The following is a 15,116-nucleotide window of genomic DNA, read 5'->3' as shown; positions in this document are numbered from 1 at the left end:
CGGCGGGCTTGGCGAGCCGGAACGTGCGCGGCAGGTCGCTCACCCGCTCGGCGCTTCCCCGGCTGAGCCGGTGGACGTGGCCGGAACCGGACGGGCGCAGCTCTTCACCCCCGCCACGGTCGTCTCGCAGGCCGCGACCTTCGCCGGGTCTCCGGTCACCTCGACCATGGGGGTGTAGGCATCGCCGTCCCGTTCGGCCTGCGCCGTGGCGCTGTGGCCGCCGGCGCTGATGGTGGCCTGGTCGCCCTGTGCCGCACGGCTGATCCGCGCCCAGGCCGTGTGGCAGACCTTGCTGTAGCGGACCTCGATCACCGCGCGGCCCGCCACGCCGCGGGACGGGGTGATGGCATGCGGTCCGCCGCAGCCCATCTTCTCCGGGTCCTTGCCCACGCAGCCCGCCCCGGTGCAGTGCACCCCGGCCGGCAGCACCGGCTTCTCGCTCGGCGCGGCCGCGGGGGCGGCAGCCGCCTTCTTCTCCGGGCCGCCGCCCGGGTTCAGCAGCAGTACGGCGGCGACGCCCACCAGCACCGCGCCGACCGCCCCGACGACGAACATGACCGGTCGGCCGCGGCGGGGGGCACGCCGGTGTACGGGGGCGGCGGGTGCGGCGGATGCGGCGGGTGCCACAGCCGGAACCGGGGACGGCTCCGCCAGCGCCGGCCACTGGGGAAAGTCCGCGCTCGACGGGAGCTCGGTGCCCCGCGGCACCTGCGGCAACTGCTCCGTCCGGGGCGGCTCCGCGGCCTGGGCGGGCTTCGCGCCCTTCGTGTCTTTTGCGGCCTTCACGGATTTCGCGGACTTCGAGGCTTTGGCGGAGGACTTGTCCTCGGCCGGCTCCGTCTCGAACTCCCCCAGCGCGGCCCGCGCCTGCGCCACCCGTATCGCTTCCATGGTGACGTCCTGCCGCATCTCGGCCCGGCTCCAGGCCCGCTCGGCGAGCTCCCACAGCGTGGTGAGATGCGAGGGATGCGCGCCGGTCGTCTCGGCGAGCGCGACCACCGCGCGCAGTGGTGGCAGCAGCCGTCCGTTGAGATAACGCTCCCAGGACGTCTTGCTGTAGCCCGTACTGTCCGCGACGGCGGCCACACTCAGTCCGCTGCGGTCCACGAGTCTGCGCAGCTGACCGGTGAACTCCGCGACCTGCGGGTCGAGTTCCTCCGGAAGCGCCTTCCAGCGAGGCATTGCCTCCCCCTATCCCCCCGCACGTGCGACAGGGCGGCTCCCCCGGCCCGCCCTCCTTGCTCCCGCGGGAACGCCCCCGGCCAGGACGGCAGTTCCCTACACGGGCCCACGGAGGCATACGGGCATAGGTCACCCACCCGCGCGCCCCGTGGCCCCGCCAGTGTCGCATTTCGACCGGAGTCTGTACGACTTCCGTACGTTTCCTGACAAGAACAGCCCACGCACTTCCCTCAGAGGCCTACCGTGAGGAACACTCCTCTGTCCCGCCGCCCGCCCCCCACGCAACGGCACTTCGAGGCGTTCCCGGCCCGGCCGTCACGGAGCCACCACACCGGCACAGCACGGCGGCGGCCCGCCTTCCCCCGGAGGAGAGGACGGGCCGCCGTCACGAAGCGCTCAGCGCACGGTGAAGCTCAACGCACGGAGAAGCTCATCGCACGGTGAAGTGGACGATGTCGTCCAGGAACGGGATGTGGATCCACGGCTTGGGCTGGACCATCAGGGACAGCATCACGATCACGAAGCCGAGCACCCCGTACGTCACCATGTCGGTGAAGCGGGAGCGCACGGCCAGCATCCCCACCGACGGCAGCACCCTCCGCAGCACCGCCCCGCCCAGCAGGGACAGCCCGATCACCAAGGCGCCGATACGGAACGCGTCGAGCGCCACGAGCAGCAGCCCGGCCGCCACCCCGCCCATGACCGTGAGCAGCGGCCACTGCCGGGCGGGCGCGGGGAAGCCGCCAGAGACGGCCCGCCCGCCGCCTTCGGGGCGTGCGGTGTCGCGGGTCAGCATCGGAAAGCGGCGCGAGGTGCGCTGCGGCTCGGAAGCCCCGTCCGAATGCGCTTCGGCACCCATGGCTGGCAGTCCCTTCCGGTGTCCGGATCCGTCTGTCGAAGACAAGGGTCTCAGGTCCCGCGCGGTCAGCCGGCCGCGCGCTCGGCGGCCTCGACGACATTGACCAGCAGCTGGGCGCGGGTCATCGGACCGACGCCGCCGGGGTTGGGGGCGACCCAGCCGGCCACCTCGGCGACACCCGGGTGCACATCGCCGACGATCTTGCCCGCCTCGTCACGGCTGACGCCGACGTCCAGGACGGCCGCACCGGGCTTGATGTCCTCGGGCTTGATGATGTGCGGCACACCGGCCGCGGCGACGACGATGTCGGCCTGCTTGAGGTGCGCGGACAGATCGCGGGTGCCGGTGTGGCACTGGGTCACTGTGGCGTTCTCGGACTTGCGGGTCAGCACCAGCGGCATCGGGCGGCCGATGGTGATCCCGCGGCCGACGACCACCACGTGCGCGCCCTTGATCTCGACGTCGTGCCGCCGCAGCAGCTGGACGATGCCGTACGGGGTGCACGGCAGCGGGCCCTCGATGCCGAGCACCAGCCGACCCAGGCTCATCGGGTGCAGCCCGTCGGCGTCCTTGGCCGGATCCATCAGTTCCAGGACGCGGTTGGCGTCGATGCCCTTGGGGAGCGGGAGTTGGACGATGTAGCCGGTGCAGGCCGGGTCCTCGTTCAGCTCCCGTACGACCGCCTCGATCTCTTCCTGGGTGGCGGTTTCCGGCAGTTCCCGCTGGATCGAGGCGATACCGACCTGGGCGCAGTCGCGGTGCTTGCCGTTGACGTACCAGCGGCTGCCCGGGTCGTCGCCCACCAGGAGGGTGCCCAGGCCGGGCTGCACACCCTTGGCCTTCAGCGCCTCGACGCGGGTGGTGAGCTCGGACTTGATAGCGGCTGCGGTGGCCTTGCCATCCAGAATCTGGGCAGTCATGCCCCCCATCCTCCCGGATGAGGGCGGTGACGTTCCAATCAGGGCGCGCGAAGCCTCCGTGGCCGGAATTGATCATTGCACTTGGACAACAGCTGGGGGCCTTGACTGGACAGAGTGAATGCGCAACTAGAACTATTGACGGGCAGTGCCGCAGGCTTCGTCCGGGGGGTGGCCAGTGAATCCTGTTTTTCCTCCGCGTCACGCCGCGTCGTGCAGCAGTCACACAACGGAGGAAAACAGCAGATGAGCTTCGGCGACCCGAACAACCCCTACGGCCAGCAGCCGCAGGCGCCGCAGGGCCCGTACGGCCAGCAGCCGCAGGCGCCGCAGGGTCCGTACGGCCAGCAGCCCCCGGTCCCGCCGCAGGGTCAGCCCGGCTACGGCTACCCCCAGCAGGCCCCTCAGCAGCAGGGTTACGGCTACCCCCAGCAGCAGGTTCCGCAGCAGCAGGGCTACGGCTACCCGCAGCAGCCGGCGGCCCCCTACGGCCAGCCCGGCATGCCGGGCATGGGCATGGGCATGCCGACTGGCTACGCGAGCTGGGGTGCGCGCGTGGGCGCCGCCCTCCTCGACGGCCTGATCATCGGCGTGGTTCCGGGCATTCTGTACGGCATCGCCTTCGCCGTGGCGGCGAGCTCCGCCTCCTCGGCCTCGATCGACACGTCGAGCTGCGCGCCCGGCGACACCCAGTGCATCTCGGACGCCTACAGCTCGGCGTCCAGCAGCGCCACCCCGGTCTTCGCCCTCATCCTGATCACGCTGGCCGGCCTGGTCACGCTCGGCGCCGCTCTCTTCGTGTGCGCCAAGGAGGGCAAGACGGGCCAGACGCCGGGCAAGAAGGCGATGAACATCCGCCTGCTCAAGGAGACGACCGGCCAGCCGATCGGCTTCGGTATGGCCTTCGTGCGGAAGCTCTGCCACGCCGTGGACGGCCCGCTGTGCGGTCTCGGCTACTGGTGGCCGCTGTGGGACGAGAAGTCCCAGACGTTCGCCGACAAGATCGTCGGCACCGTGGTCGTCAAGACCCAGTGAACCGGTCAGTGGGCGGACCCTGAAGGGGCCTGCCCACTCTGCACCACTCCCCGAAGGCCCCCTCGCAACAGCGCGACCGGGGCCTTCGCGGCGCTGTAGGCCGGCGGGCCCCCGCCCCGCGGATCAGGACGGAGCCCTCGTGGCCCACCGTCCCCCTCCCCCGCTTACTTCGCTGATATCCGCTCAAGACGCTTGAAGGACGCCGCTCGTGAGCTATCCCAACCAGAACCCTTACGGCCAGCAGCCGGGTCAGCAGCCCGGGTACGGCTACCCCCAGCAGCAGCCGCAGCAGATGCCGCAGTACGGCCCGTACCCGGGCGGCGGTGGGATGCCCGGTATGCAGATGCCCTACCCGACGGTGATGCCCGGCGGGGCCAAGGCCGCCCGGGTGATGCTGTTCGTGCTCTCCGGGCTGAACGTCATCGGCCTGATCCTCGCGGTGATGGGGCTCGGCGGCGTCAGCAAGGCCTCGCACAACGTCTCGCCGTACGCCCAGACCGAGGACGTCACGGCGATCAACATCGGCAAGGGTCTGCTGATCGCGGTCATCGTGCTCATCGTGATCTTCACCGCGGCCGCGATCACGCTGGCCCTCCAGTTCGCCAACGGCGGCAGCGGGGTCCGGGTCGGCACCATCGTCTTCGGTGTCGCCACCATCATGCTGAGCCTGTTCAGCTTCCCGATCGGCCTGGTCCACACGATCCTGGGCATCCTGGTCGTGGTCTTCGTCTCCAAGGACGAGAGCAACCACTGGTTCAACAGGCCGCGTTACTGACCTCTTGCGGTACCGCGCGGCGAAGGGCCGCACCCCGGTCGGGGTGCGGCCCTTCGCGCGGGTGCCCGCGGCTCAGTGGAAGAAGTGCCGGGTCCCCGTGAAGTACATCGTCACGCCGGCCTTCTTGGCGGCCTCGACGACGAGCTCGTCGCGGACCGAACCGCCCGGCTGGGCCACGGCCTTGACGCCGGCCTCGGCCAGCACCTCGAAGCCGTCGGGGAACGGGAAGAAGGCGTCGGAGGCGGCGTAGGAGCCGCGCGCCCGCTCCTCGCCCGCACGCTGCACCGCCAGCTTCGCGGAGTCCACGCGGTTGACCTGGCCCATGCCGACGCCGACCGTGGCACTGTCCTTGGCGAGCAGGATCGCGTTGGACTTCACGGCGCGGCAGGCCCGCCAGGCGAAGGCCAGCTCGGCCAGCTCGCCGTCGGACAGTGCGGCTCCGCTGGCCAGCGTCCAGTGGGCCGGGTCGTCGCCCTCGGCCTGGAGCCGGTCGGTCTCCTGGAGCAGGGCGCCGCCATCAACAGGCTTGACCTCTACGGGGTTCGACGGCGCGTCGGGGCAGCGCAGCACCCGGATGTTCTTCTTGCGGGCGAGGATCTCGACCGCACCGTCCTCGTAGCCGGGGGCCACGATGACCTCGGTGAAGATCTCGGCGACCTGCTCGGCCATCGCCACGGAGACCGGGCGGTTGACGGCGATGACGCCGCCGAACGCGGAAAGCGGGTCACAGGCGTGCGCGTTGCGGTGCGCCTCGGCGATGTCCGCGGCGACCGCGATACCGCAGGGGTTGGCGTGCTTGATGATCGCCACGCACGGCTCGGCGTGGTCGTACGCGGCCCGGCGCGCGGCGTCGGTGTCCGTGTAGTTGTTGTACGACATCTCCTTGCCGTGCAGCTGCTCGGCCTCCGCGAGCCCGCCGCTGCCGTCCACGTACAGCGCGGCGCCCTGGTGCGGGTTCTCGCCGTAGCGCAGGACGTTCTTGCGGGCGTAGGTGGCGCCGAGGAACTCGGGGAAGGCGGAGTCGTCCGCGGCCGCGTAGCCGTCCGCGAACCAGGAGGCGACGGCCACGTCGTAGGCCGCGGTGTGCTGGAAGGCCTCGGCCGCCAGCCGCTTGCGCTGCGCCAGTTCGAAGCCGCCGCCGGTGACGGCCTCCAGGACATCGCCGTACCGGGCAGGGTTCACGACCACGGCCACCGACGGGTGGTTCTTGGCGGCGGCGCGGACCATCGACGGACCGCCGATGTCGATCTGCTCCACACACTCGTCGGGGGTGGCGCCGGAGGCGACGGTCTCCCGGAACGGGTAGAGGTTGACGATCACCAGGTCGAACGGCTCGACACCGAGATCGGCCAGCTGGCTGCGGTGGTCCTCCAGGCGGAGGTCGGCCAGGATGCCGGCATGCACCTTGGGGTGCAGGGTCTTGACCCGGCCGTCGAGGCACTCGGGGAAGCCCGTCAGCTCCTCGACCTTGGTGACCGGCACCCCGGCCGCGGCGATCTTCGCGGCCGTCGACCCGGTCGAGACGAGCTGGACGCCCGCCGCGTGCAGCCCCTGCGCCAGCTCCTCCAGCCCGGACTTGTCATAGACGCTGACCAGAGCGCGGCGGATGGGCCGCTTCGTGCCTTCGGTGGCGGTCACGAGATACGTACCTTTCGTCCCTCAATGCGGTAGCCGTGCCGGGCCAGACGCCCCACGACCTCGACGAGCAGCGATCGCTCGACTTCCTTGATGCGCTCATGCAGCGCGGATTCATCGTCCTCATCCCGGACCTCGACCACGCCCTGGGCGATGATCGGGCCGGTGTCGACACCGTCGTCGACGAAGTGAACGGTGCATCCGGTGACCTTTGCGCCGTACGCGAGCGCATCACGCACGCCGTGGGCACCGGGAAAACTCGGCAGCAGCGCCGGGTGGGTATTGACGGTCCGGCCGCCGAAGCGGGCGAGGAACTCCTTGCCCAGGATCTTCATGAAACCGGCCGAGACCACCAGATCGGGCTCGTACGCGGCGATCGCCTCGGTGAGCGCCGCATCCCAGTCCGAGCGGCTCTCGTAGTCCTTGACCCGGCAGACGAACGTCGGGAGCCCCGCGGCCCCGGCACGCTCCAGGCCCACGATGGCGTCCCGGTCCGCGCCGACGGCCACGATCTCGGCGCCGTACGCCAGCGGGCCCTCCTCCGCGATGGCGTCCAGCAGCGCCTGGAGGTTCGTACCGGAACCCGAGACGAGGACGACGAGGCGGGCCGGGCGGCCGAGGGGGGTCTCCCCCGGTCGGTCCGAGGGGCGAGCCTGGGGAAGGGGGGGCTGGGCTGGGGCTGGGGAGGAAGCCACGACGGGGCTCTTTTCCGATCTCGCGTGCTTTGTGTGGTCGTACAAGACTGCGGGTACCGCAGATCCGGGGAACCCTACGAAGGCGCCGACCGTCAGCAACGATACCGGCACACCGAGCGGCCCCCGCGGGACGGGGGCGGGCACGGGAGGTAGCGTCAGGCGTAAGACTGCATGCAGTTCGTGGTAACCGGGCGCCGGTCGCGAGGCCCGCGTACGGACGAGACAAGGGGAAGACACACTCCAGATGACGGACCGACGCCGCCGCGCGGCCCTCCCGCTTTCTCCCCCAGCTACCGCTGGGTGGTTCCCCCAGCCCGCCACCGCCCCCGGGGTGGTGCTGCTGGCGCGTGAGCGCAAGTCGTCGTCCTCGTCCCCGGAGCCCGACGCCCCGGACTCCCCGGCCGCCCCGGACTCCGACCGGGACAACCCCTTCGCCCCGCCGCCGCCCGACGCCCCCGACCAGGAGTGGCGCCCGCGCCACCGCGCCCACACCCCGGGCCAGGGCCACGACGGCGAGGAAGAGGCCCCGCAGGACGAGCAGACGCCGAGCTGGGGCAACCAGTGGAGCCCCCGGCAGCCGGGCCGGCAGAGCGGCGGATTCGGCAGCCGGCCGGGCAGCCGCAACGGCCAGCAGAACGGCGGCCCCGGTGGTTCCGGCAACCCCGGCGGGCTGCGCTGGGACCCCACCGACCCGTCCCAGCGACGGGCGCGCTACGCGCTCCTCGCCGGTCTGTGGGCGTTCTTCTCCGTGCTGTTCAGCCTCCCGGAGGTCGCCCTGCTGCTGGGCGTGCTGGCGGTCTACTGGGGCATCAGCTCGCTGCGCGCCAAGCCGAACCCCGCGAAGGCCTCCGCCGCGGCCACCACCGCCGCCATGGAGGGCCGCCCCGCCCCGACGGCCACGGAGGCGCAGCCCGGCGCCGCGGCCTCGCCCGGCACCGGCACCGGCACCACCCGGCCGCAGGTCACCGCAGCGATCTCGGGGCTGGTGATCGCGTCGCTGGCGCTGATGATGGTGGCCGCGACCTTCACCGTGCAGATCGTCTACCGCGACTACTTCACCTGCGTGAACGACGCCCTGACCCAGTCGTCCGGCAAGTCCTGCGAAAAGCTGCTGCCGAAGGAGCTGCGACCGCTGCTGGGCACACAGGAGTAGGGCTGAGCGCACGGCAATAGGGCTGAGCACACGGCAGGGCTGAACACACGGCAGTAGGCGGGGTGGTGGCGCCGGGGTGGTGGCGCCGGGGTGCTGGTGGCCGGTGTCAGCTGTCCGAGGTGGCGGAAGTGGCAGAGGTGACGGCCGGTTCCGCGGCCGTCAGGGCGCCGGGGTCGGGGTGAGGGTCGCGGTCGGGATCGGCGTCGGGCTCGGCGCCGGGCTCGCGATCGGGATCGGGATCGGGATCGGCCGCAGTCGAGGCGGTGGCGGTGTCGGGGCGGGTGTCTTCGGCGCCGCTCCGGTCGGCTCCGTCCGCCGCACCGTTCGTGGCGCCTCCGCTCTTCGCGCCTCCGCTCTTCGCGCCTCCGATCTTGGCGCCGCCGCCGGCTTCCGCGCCGAGCAGGCCCTTCGTACGGCCCGCGCCCTTCTTGACGCTGCCGCCCTTCGTACGGCCCTCCGCCTTTGCGCGGTCCTCCCCCTTTGCGCGGCCCTCCCCCTTCGTACGGTCCGCTCCGCCCGTATCGCTGTCCTTCGCACCGCCGCCCGTCGTACCGCCCGACTCCCCCCGGCCCTCCTGACTTTCCTGGCTCTGCTGCCCCTTCCGGCCCTGCTGACCGGCCCCGTCGGCCAAGCGCCCGGCGCGAAGTCGCCAGGCCCGTAGGGCGAGCGCGCCCGGGACGCCGGTCAGGGCGTTCCAGGCCGCTGCCGCGAGGCCCGTACGCCACCAGCTCGGGCCGAACGAGGCGAGCGCGCCGGTGCCCAGCGCGCCGCCGGCCAGGCCCGAGAGCGCCGCCATGACAACGCCGCAGAGGCCGGCCGCCAGGGCCGCCACGCATGTGGTCGTCCACCAGGACCAGGGTCCGCCGGGGGCCGCCGCGTCACGGGCCACGGAGCGGACCACCGAGCGGGCCAGCAGCACCCCCGCCACCACGGGCACCACGACAACCGCCCAGGTCAGCGGATTGCCCGGCCCGGCGTCCGGCAGCCCGCCGAGCAGCGGAAGCTGTGGCAGCACGGGAGGGGTCACGGTCCCCAGCGGGCCGACCGTGCTGCCGGCGCCGACCGTCAAGCCCGGCCCCAGGCCGTATGCGGCACCCCAGACGGCCGCGTTCGGGAGCAGGAAGAGGCACAGCAGCAGCACCGTGGCGCGGCTCGCCCAGTCGGGCGCCAGGTGCAGCAGGTCCAGGCGTACCCGGTCCGCGTGCAGGCCCAGGGAGAGCAGGGTGAGCAGGGCGCCGGCGGCGAGCAGGGCGCCGAGGGCGCTGCCTGCGGCGCGGTGCGCGGCGGCGGACCGGGAGCCGCCGAGGAGGGTCCGCAGACCGCGCGGCACTTTGGCCCCGGCCCGCAGAACGCAGGCGGGCAGCAGCGCGGTGCCCGGCTGCCCGAGCAGGCACCAGGCCGTGCCGGCGAGGGTGGCGGCCGCGGTGGCCGGTACGGCGGCCAGCACGCTGAGGGGCTCGGCACTCATCCGCCCGGTGCAGGCGTAGATCAGCGCACCGGCCGCGATCAGCAGATAGCCGCTGAGCAGCGCGCCGAGCAGGGTGCGCGGCGCGACCGTCCGGGTGGCGTCCGTATCGCCGCCGCCGTCCGCGCCGGGGCCGGGGTGGCCGTCGGCCGCGGTCGCCAGGGCGTGGCGGGCGGCCCGGTGGAGCAGCCAGACCGGGAGGACGGCGAGCAGCAGCGGCGTCACGGCGATCGGGGCCGCGGCACCGGAGTGGCCCGTGGTGCGTACGAGGTCGCCGCCGTGCGCCATCAGCCACAGGTCGGCGGCGAGATGCAGCGCCCGGGACGGGCCGCTGTCGGGGGCGGGCGAGGCGACCCAGAGCAGCAGCACGGCGACCGCCAGCGCGCCGAGGCCGAGACCTGCGGCCGTCACACCGCCGAGGAAGGCCGCGCCGATCGCGGAGGAGCGCTGCGCGGCGGCTCGGCCGTGCGAGGACAACGTAGGGCCACGATCGGTCAACTGGCTCACGCGGACATGCTGCCAACAAGAGACCTTTCATCCCTGTACTGGTGAAATGTCCGACGTGTCGCGGTGCATCCAGCGATGCCGGTTTTCACACTGCTCTGTATGACCCAGCGCGAGCAGGCCGCCAGTGCCTTCGACGATCTCCATGCCCGGCACGCAGCGGCGCTGACGCAGCAGACGTATCTGCTCACCGGGCGGCCGCGGCTCGCACGGCGGGCCGTGGAGCAGGGATTCCGGCTGGCCTGGCAGCGATGGCCGCAGGTCGCGGTGGACCCGGATCCGGCGGGGTGGGTGCGGGCGGCCGCGTACGAGTACGCGCTGACGCCGTGGCACCGGCTGTGCCCCGGGCTGCGGCCCGCCCGTAAGCCGAGGCACTTTCAGGAGAGCGAGCCCTCGGACCGTGCGCTGCTGGAGGCGCTGCTGAGCCTGCCCGCCCCGTACCGGCGGGCGCTCCTGCTGCACGACGGGCTCGGGATGGGCCTCTACGAGACCGCGGCGGAGATCGAGGCGAGCACACCGGCCGCGGCCGGGCGGCTGACGCATGCGCGCGAGCACCTCGCCGAGCGGCTGCCGGAGCTGGGGCTCGACGGGCAGGAGCCGGTCCGGCAGGGCGAGATCCTGCGGGCCAGGATCACCGGGCTGGTGGCCGCACAGCAGGTGACCCCCGCCGCCGCGCAGTGCGTACGGAGCGGCAGCGAACGCAGCGACCTGCGGACCACGCTTGCGGCCGTCGGGCTGACCGGACTCTTCACGCTGGCGACACTGGTGATGATGATCGCGACGCCGGACCATTACACGCCGTCGCCCGACAAGCCCCTGGCGACCGCGCCGCACACCCGCCTCTCACCGGCCCCGCGCCATGGCGCGGACATCAGGAAGCAGGGGAACGCGGCCGTACGGAAGCGGCTCCGGCAGGCCCGGCTGACCCCCGACGTCCGCTAGGGCGCCTCCGACGGCAAGCAGCTGGGTGTTTCCCAACTAGGCAGCCGCGCCTGGTTCTTCGGGTTCCCCTGGGCGTCCTTCCCCTCCAACGCACCCGTGTTAGCCGGACGTTAGCGGAGCGGCAGCCTCGCGACAGCGGCCCAGACCAAAGTGGGTGACGTACCGAAGAGCCAACGACACCATCTGCCCCGGGGGACCCCACATGAGCGCCACCACCACCCGCACCGTTCGTCGCCGCACCCTGCGCCTTGCCGCCGCGGCCCTGACCGCAGCCGCCGGTCTCACCCTGACCGCCTGCTCCGGCTCGGACGCCGCCGGCGCCAAGCCCGCGGACCGCGCGGACACGGGCGTGGCCGCCGACGCGGGCTCCTCCGGGGCCGACGGCGCGGGCTCCTCCGCCGGGGCGCAGGGCTCCGATGCCCAGGCGAGCTCCGGTGCCAAGGCCGACGGCAAGGCCGACGCCAAGGCGGGCACTGCGGCCAAGAAGCCGGGCAGCGCCGGTGGTGGGTCGGGCTCGGGCGTCCAGCGCTGCCACACCTCCGGCCTGAAGGCGGCGTTCGCCACGGGCGGCGACGCGGCCCCGGACCCGGACGCGACCGGCGGGACGACCACCAGCATCGTGCTGACCAACAAGGGCGGCAGCACCTGCAAGATCGGCGGCTTCCCGGGCGTGGACCTCAAGTCCGAGAACGGCGGCGAGCGCTGGTCGCTGGCCCGCTCGTCGAAGAAGTTCAGCTCGATCACCCTGAACCCCGGCGACAGCACCGACTTCACGCTCAACCTCGCCATGACCAAGGAAGACAAGGGCTTCTACCAGCCCGCCTTCGCGGAGGTCACCCCGCCCAACGAGACCACCGCGCTGACCGTGGAATGGCCCTGGGGCACGCTCGTCGACCAGCGGAGCGCTACGCACCCGGGCACCTTCGTCAACCCCATCGGCTGACCACCCCCGCACTGCCCCGGCCCCACGCCGGCAACAACGGCCGGCAACACCTTCTGAGCCGGACCAGCTCAGAACGCGAAAGACAGACAAGACGCGAAAGACGAACAAGGAGACAACTATGAAGTCGTGGCGTACTCGTATCGGTGTCGGTCTCGCGGTCGGTGCCGCGGCGGTCGCCATTCCGCTGTCCGCCACCAGCGCCTTCGCCGCCCCGCCCCCCGGGGACGGCTGGGTCCCCGTCGGTGCCGAAAGGTACCCCTCGAAGGCGGAGTGCGAAGCGTCGGAACTCCCGAATGCCCAGGCGAACGGGTACCACGAGGTCTGGTGCGACGACAGCAAGGAGATCATGCCGATCTTCAACCGCTGACCGGTCTCCGCTCGGCGGGGACGCATCCCGCTGACGTGGCGCCTGAGAAAGTCCGCTGCCCCCGGTGTGACACAACCGGGGGCATCGGACTTTCCGCTTCACGCTGCTTCAGGCTGCTTCACGCCGCTTCACGGGCCCCCGCAACGAGGTTGCTGGAGCCCGTGGATCAACCGGCTGCCGGGCGCGGTCTTCACCCCGGAAAGCGCACCGCCGGACCCCCGCCACAAGGGCGGGAGTCCGGCGGTGTCGACGACGGCCGTCAGGGACGGCGTGCGTCAGGTCCGGCGGTGGGGCCGGGAGGCAGCAGTCAGCCGCCGAGGATCTCGCGGGCGAGCCGCGCGGTCTCCGACGGGGTCTTGCCGACCTTGACGCCGGCGGCCTCCAGGGCCTCCTTCTTCGCCTGGGCGGTGCCGGAGGAGCCGGAGACGATGGCGCCGGCGTGGCCCATGGTCTTGCCCTCGGGCGCGGTGAAGCCCGCGACGTAGCCGACGACCGGCTTGGAGACGTTGGCCTTGATGAAGTCGGCCGCACGCTCCTCGGCGTCGCCGCCGATCTCGCCGATCATCACGATCAGGTCGGTGTCGGGGTCCGCCTCGAACGCCTGGAGGGCGTCGATGTGGGTGGTGCCGATGACCGGGTCGCCACCGATGCCGACGGCCGAGGAGAAGCCGATGTCACGCAGCTCGTACATCATCTGGTAGGTCAGCGTGCCGGACTTCGACACCAGACCGATGCGGCCGGGCTTGGTGATGTCGCCCGGGATGATGCCGGCGTTGGACTGGCCGGGGGTGATCAGACCGGGGCAGTTCGGGCCGATGATCCGGGTCTTGTTGCCCTTGGCCTTCGCGTACGCCCAGAAGGCGGCGGAGTCGTGGACCGCGATGCCCTCGGTGATCACGACGGCCAGCGGGATCTCGGCGTCGATCGCCTCGACGACGGCGGCCTTGGCGAAGGCCGGCGGCACGAAGAGGACGGACACATCGGCGCCGGTCTTCTCCATCGCCTCGGCGACGGAGCCAAAGACGGGCACGTCAGTACCGTCGAAGTCGACGCTGGTGCCGGCCTTGCGCGGGTTCACACCGCCGACGATGTTGGTGCCGTCACCGAGCATCAGCTTGGTGTGCTTCATGCCAGTGGCACCGGTCATGCCCTGGACGATGACCTTGCTTTCCTTGGTCAGGAAGATAGCCATGGTTGTTGTGTCCTCGTCCTTTACTTAGCAGCCAGCTCGGCGGCCTTGTCGGCCGCGCCGTCCATGGTGTCCACGCGCTGCACCAGCGGGTGGTTGGCCTTCGACAGGATCTCGCGACCGAGCTCCGCGTTGTTGCCGTCGAGGCGCACGACCAGGGGCTTGTTGACGTCCTCGCCCTTGGACTTGAGCAGCTCCAGGGCCTGGACAATGCCGTTGGCGACCTCGTCACAGGCGGTGATGCCACCGAAGACGTTGACGAAGACGGACTTGACGTCCGGGTCGCCGAGGATGATCTCCAGGCCGTTCGCCATGACCTCGGCGGAGGCGCCGCCACCGATGTCGAGGAAGTTGGCGGGCTTGACGTTGCTGTGCTTCTCGCCGGCGTAGGCGACGACGTCCAGGGTGCTCATGACGAGACCCGCGCCGTTGCCGATGATGCCGACCTGGCCGTCGAGCTTGACGTAGTTCAGGCCCTTGGCCTTGGCGGCAGCCTCGAGCGGGTTGGCTGCGTCCTTGTCCTCGAGGGCCTCGTGCTCCGGCTGGCGGAACTCGGCGTTCTCGTCGAGGGACACCTTGCCGTCGAGGGCGATGACCTCGCCGCTCGCGACCTTGGCCAGCGGGTTGACCTCGACGAGGAGCGCGTCCTCGGCGACGAAGGTCTTCCACAGGGTCACCATGACCTCGGCGACCTGCTCGGCGACCTCGGCCGGGAACTTCGCCTGGGCGACGATCTCGCGGGCCTTCTCGATCGTGACGCCCTCGTTGGCGTCGACCGGGACCTTCGCGAGCTCGTCGGGCCGGGTGGCCGCGACCTCCTCGATGTCCATGCCACCGGCGACGGAGGCCATGGCCAGGAAGGTGCGGTTGGTGCGGTCGAGGAGGTACGAGACGTAGTACTCCTCGGCGATCTCCGGAGCCGTCTCGGCAATCATCACCTTGTGGACCGTGTGGCCCTTGATGTCCATGCCCAGGATCTGACCGGCCTTCTCGACCGCGTCGTCCTCACTGGTGGCCAGCTTCACGCCGCCGGCCTTGCCGCGGCCACCGACCTTCACCTGCGCCTTGACGACCGACTTGCCGCCCAGCCGCTGGGTCGCCTCGCGCGCCGCCTCAGGCGTGTCGATGACTTCACCGGCCAGCACCGGTACACCGTGCTTGGCGAAGAGGTCCCTCGCCTGGTACTCGAACAGGTCCACGCGCGTCCGTCCCTTGTCTTCTCAGAATCGCCGTAGTGATCGCGGTTCGTTGTCTGCGATGGGCGTGCCGCGAAGGGCAACGTGACGGCGCTGTCACTGAGGGAGGCGTACACGGTGACCGGATACGCGGCATGTCCGTCTCGCAGGTTATCGCCGCAGGACCTGAGGCCCTAAATCGCAGATCACACTCCAGCGGTGATTACCATCACAGATCTTTTGGTCAAGTTACGCCTTCTCGGGATTTCTGCATGCCGTC

General features: G+C 71.5%; 14 protein-coding genes. 6 read left to right on the top strand and 8 right to left on the bottom strand.

The features are described 5' to 3' along the window. Positions 1–39 precede the first annotated feature (39 nt). The 3 genes from M8I34_RS28125 to M8I34_RS28115 form a co-directional block, all read right to left on the bottom strand. The gene (locus M8I34_RS28125; protein WP_250053881.1) at positions 40–1,182 is read right to left on the bottom strand and encodes an XRE family transcriptional regulator; all 1,143 of its coding nucleotides are present in this window, start codon (positions 1,180–1,182) and stop codon (positions 40–42) included. Between the two features lie 430 nt (positions 1,183–1,612). Next, positions 1,613–2,041: a DUF3017 domain-containing protein gene (locus M8I34_RS28120; RefSeq protein WP_250053880.1), complete on the bottom strand. Its 429-nt coding sequence runs from the start codon at positions 2,039–2,041 to the stop codon at positions 1,613–1,615. A 65-nt stretch (positions 2,042–2,106) separates the two neighbouring features. Then, positions 2,107–2,961, bottom strand: a complete 855-nt coding sequence (locus M8I34_RS28115) for a bifunctional methylenetetrahydrofolate dehydrogenase/methenyltetrahydrofolate cyclohydrolase (protein WP_030082875.1) — start codon at positions 2,959–2,961, stop codon at positions 2,107–2,109. A 243-nt stretch (positions 2,962–3,204) separates the two neighbouring features. Here M8I34_RS28115 and M8I34_RS28110 point away from each other — a divergent pair, with 243 nt between their 5' ends. Together M8I34_RS28110 and M8I34_RS28105 are read left to right on the top strand one after the other, a co-directional pair. Continuing rightward, complete coding sequence (locus M8I34_RS28110) at positions 3,205–3,993, top strand: RDD family protein (RefSeq protein ID WP_250053879.1); 789 nt, start codon at positions 3,205–3,207, stop codon at positions 3,991–3,993. A gap of 208 nt (positions 3,994–4,201) precedes the next feature. Continuing rightward, positions 4,202–4,768, top strand: a complete 567-nt coding sequence (locus M8I34_RS28105; protein ID WP_030082879.1) for a hypothetical protein — start codon at positions 4,202–4,204, stop codon at positions 4,766–4,768. A 72-nt stretch (positions 4,769–4,840) separates the two neighbouring features. On the opposite strand, the gene purH is transcribed toward M8I34_RS28105, so the two are convergent. After that, positions 4,841–6,406 (bottom strand): bifunctional phosphoribosylaminoimidazolecarboxamide formyltransferase/IMP cyclohydrolase, encoded by a 1,566-nt coding sequence (gene purH / locus M8I34_RS28100; RefSeq protein WP_250053878.1) that lies wholly within the window; start codon positions 6,404–6,406, stop codon positions 4,841–4,843. Continuing rightward, on the bottom strand, positions 6,403–7,098 hold the full coding sequence (gene purN / locus M8I34_RS28095) for a phosphoribosylglycinamide formyltransferase (protein ID WP_374211001.1): 696 nt from the start codon (positions 7,096–7,098) through the stop codon (positions 6,403–6,405). The genes purH and purN overlap by 4 nt, the downstream gene beginning before the upstream one ends. A gap of 244 nt (positions 7,099–7,342) precedes the next feature. Between purN and M8I34_RS28090 the strand changes: the two genes are divergently transcribed. After that, positions 7,343–8,251, top strand: coding sequence for a hypothetical protein (locus M8I34_RS28090; protein ID WP_250053877.1), 909 nt, complete (start codon positions 7,343–7,345; stop codon positions 8,249–8,251). A 106-nt stretch (positions 8,252–8,357) separates the two neighbouring features. On the opposite strand, the gene M8I34_RS28085 is transcribed toward M8I34_RS28090, so the two are convergent. Then, positions 8,358–10,223: a DUF6350 family protein gene (locus M8I34_RS28085; protein WP_250053875.1), complete on the bottom strand. Its 1,866-nt coding sequence runs from the start codon at positions 10,221–10,223 to the stop codon at positions 8,358–8,360. 99 nt (positions 10,224–10,322) lie between these two features. On the opposite strand from M8I34_RS28085, the gene M8I34_RS28080 reads away from it, so the two are divergent. From M8I34_RS28080 to M8I34_RS28070, 3 genes are all read left to right on the top strand, one after another. Further along, complete coding sequence (locus M8I34_RS28080) at positions 10,323–11,162, top strand: RNA polymerase sigma factor (protein ID WP_250053873.1); 840 nt, start codon at positions 10,323–10,325, stop codon at positions 11,160–11,162. A gap of 202 nt (positions 11,163–11,364) precedes the next feature. After that, a complete protein-coding gene (locus tag M8I34_RS28075; protein WP_250053871.1) occupies positions 11,365–12,105 on the top strand; it encodes a DUF4232 domain-containing protein in 741 nt (246 codons plus the stop codon). A gap of 118 nt (positions 12,106–12,223) precedes the next feature. Beyond that, a complete protein-coding gene (locus M8I34_RS28070) occupies positions 12,224–12,472 on the top strand; it encodes a hypothetical protein (RefSeq protein ID WP_244419204.1) in 249 nt (82 codons plus the stop codon). 307 nt (positions 12,473–12,779) lie between these two features. Here the strand turns inward: M8I34_RS28070 and sucD are convergent, their stop codons facing one another. Next, positions 12,780–13,664 carry a succinate--CoA ligase subunit alpha gene (gene sucD, locus M8I34_RS28065; RefSeq protein ID WP_030082896.1) on the bottom strand — a complete coding sequence of 295 codons (885 nt, stop codon included), beginning with the start codon at positions 13,662–13,664 and terminating at the stop codon, positions 12,780–12,782. Between the two features lie 20 nt (positions 13,665–13,684). Beyond that, complete coding sequence (gene sucC / locus M8I34_RS28060) at positions 13,685–14,860, bottom strand: ADP-forming succinate--CoA ligase subunit beta (RefSeq protein ID WP_244419206.1); 1,176 nt, start codon at positions 14,858–14,860, stop codon at positions 13,685–13,687. Positions 14,861–15,116: the final 256 nt, after the last annotated feature.

This window comes from Streptomyces sp. MCA2 (assembly GCF_023544705.1).
In the GTDB taxonomy this organism is placed as follows: domain Bacteria; phylum Actinomycetota; class Actinomycetes; order Streptomycetales; family Streptomycetaceae; genus Streptomyces; species Streptomyces decoyicus.
The sequence above is the reverse complement of the archived record's forward strand: the minus strand, read 5'-3'. Positions and strand labels throughout refer to the sequence as shown.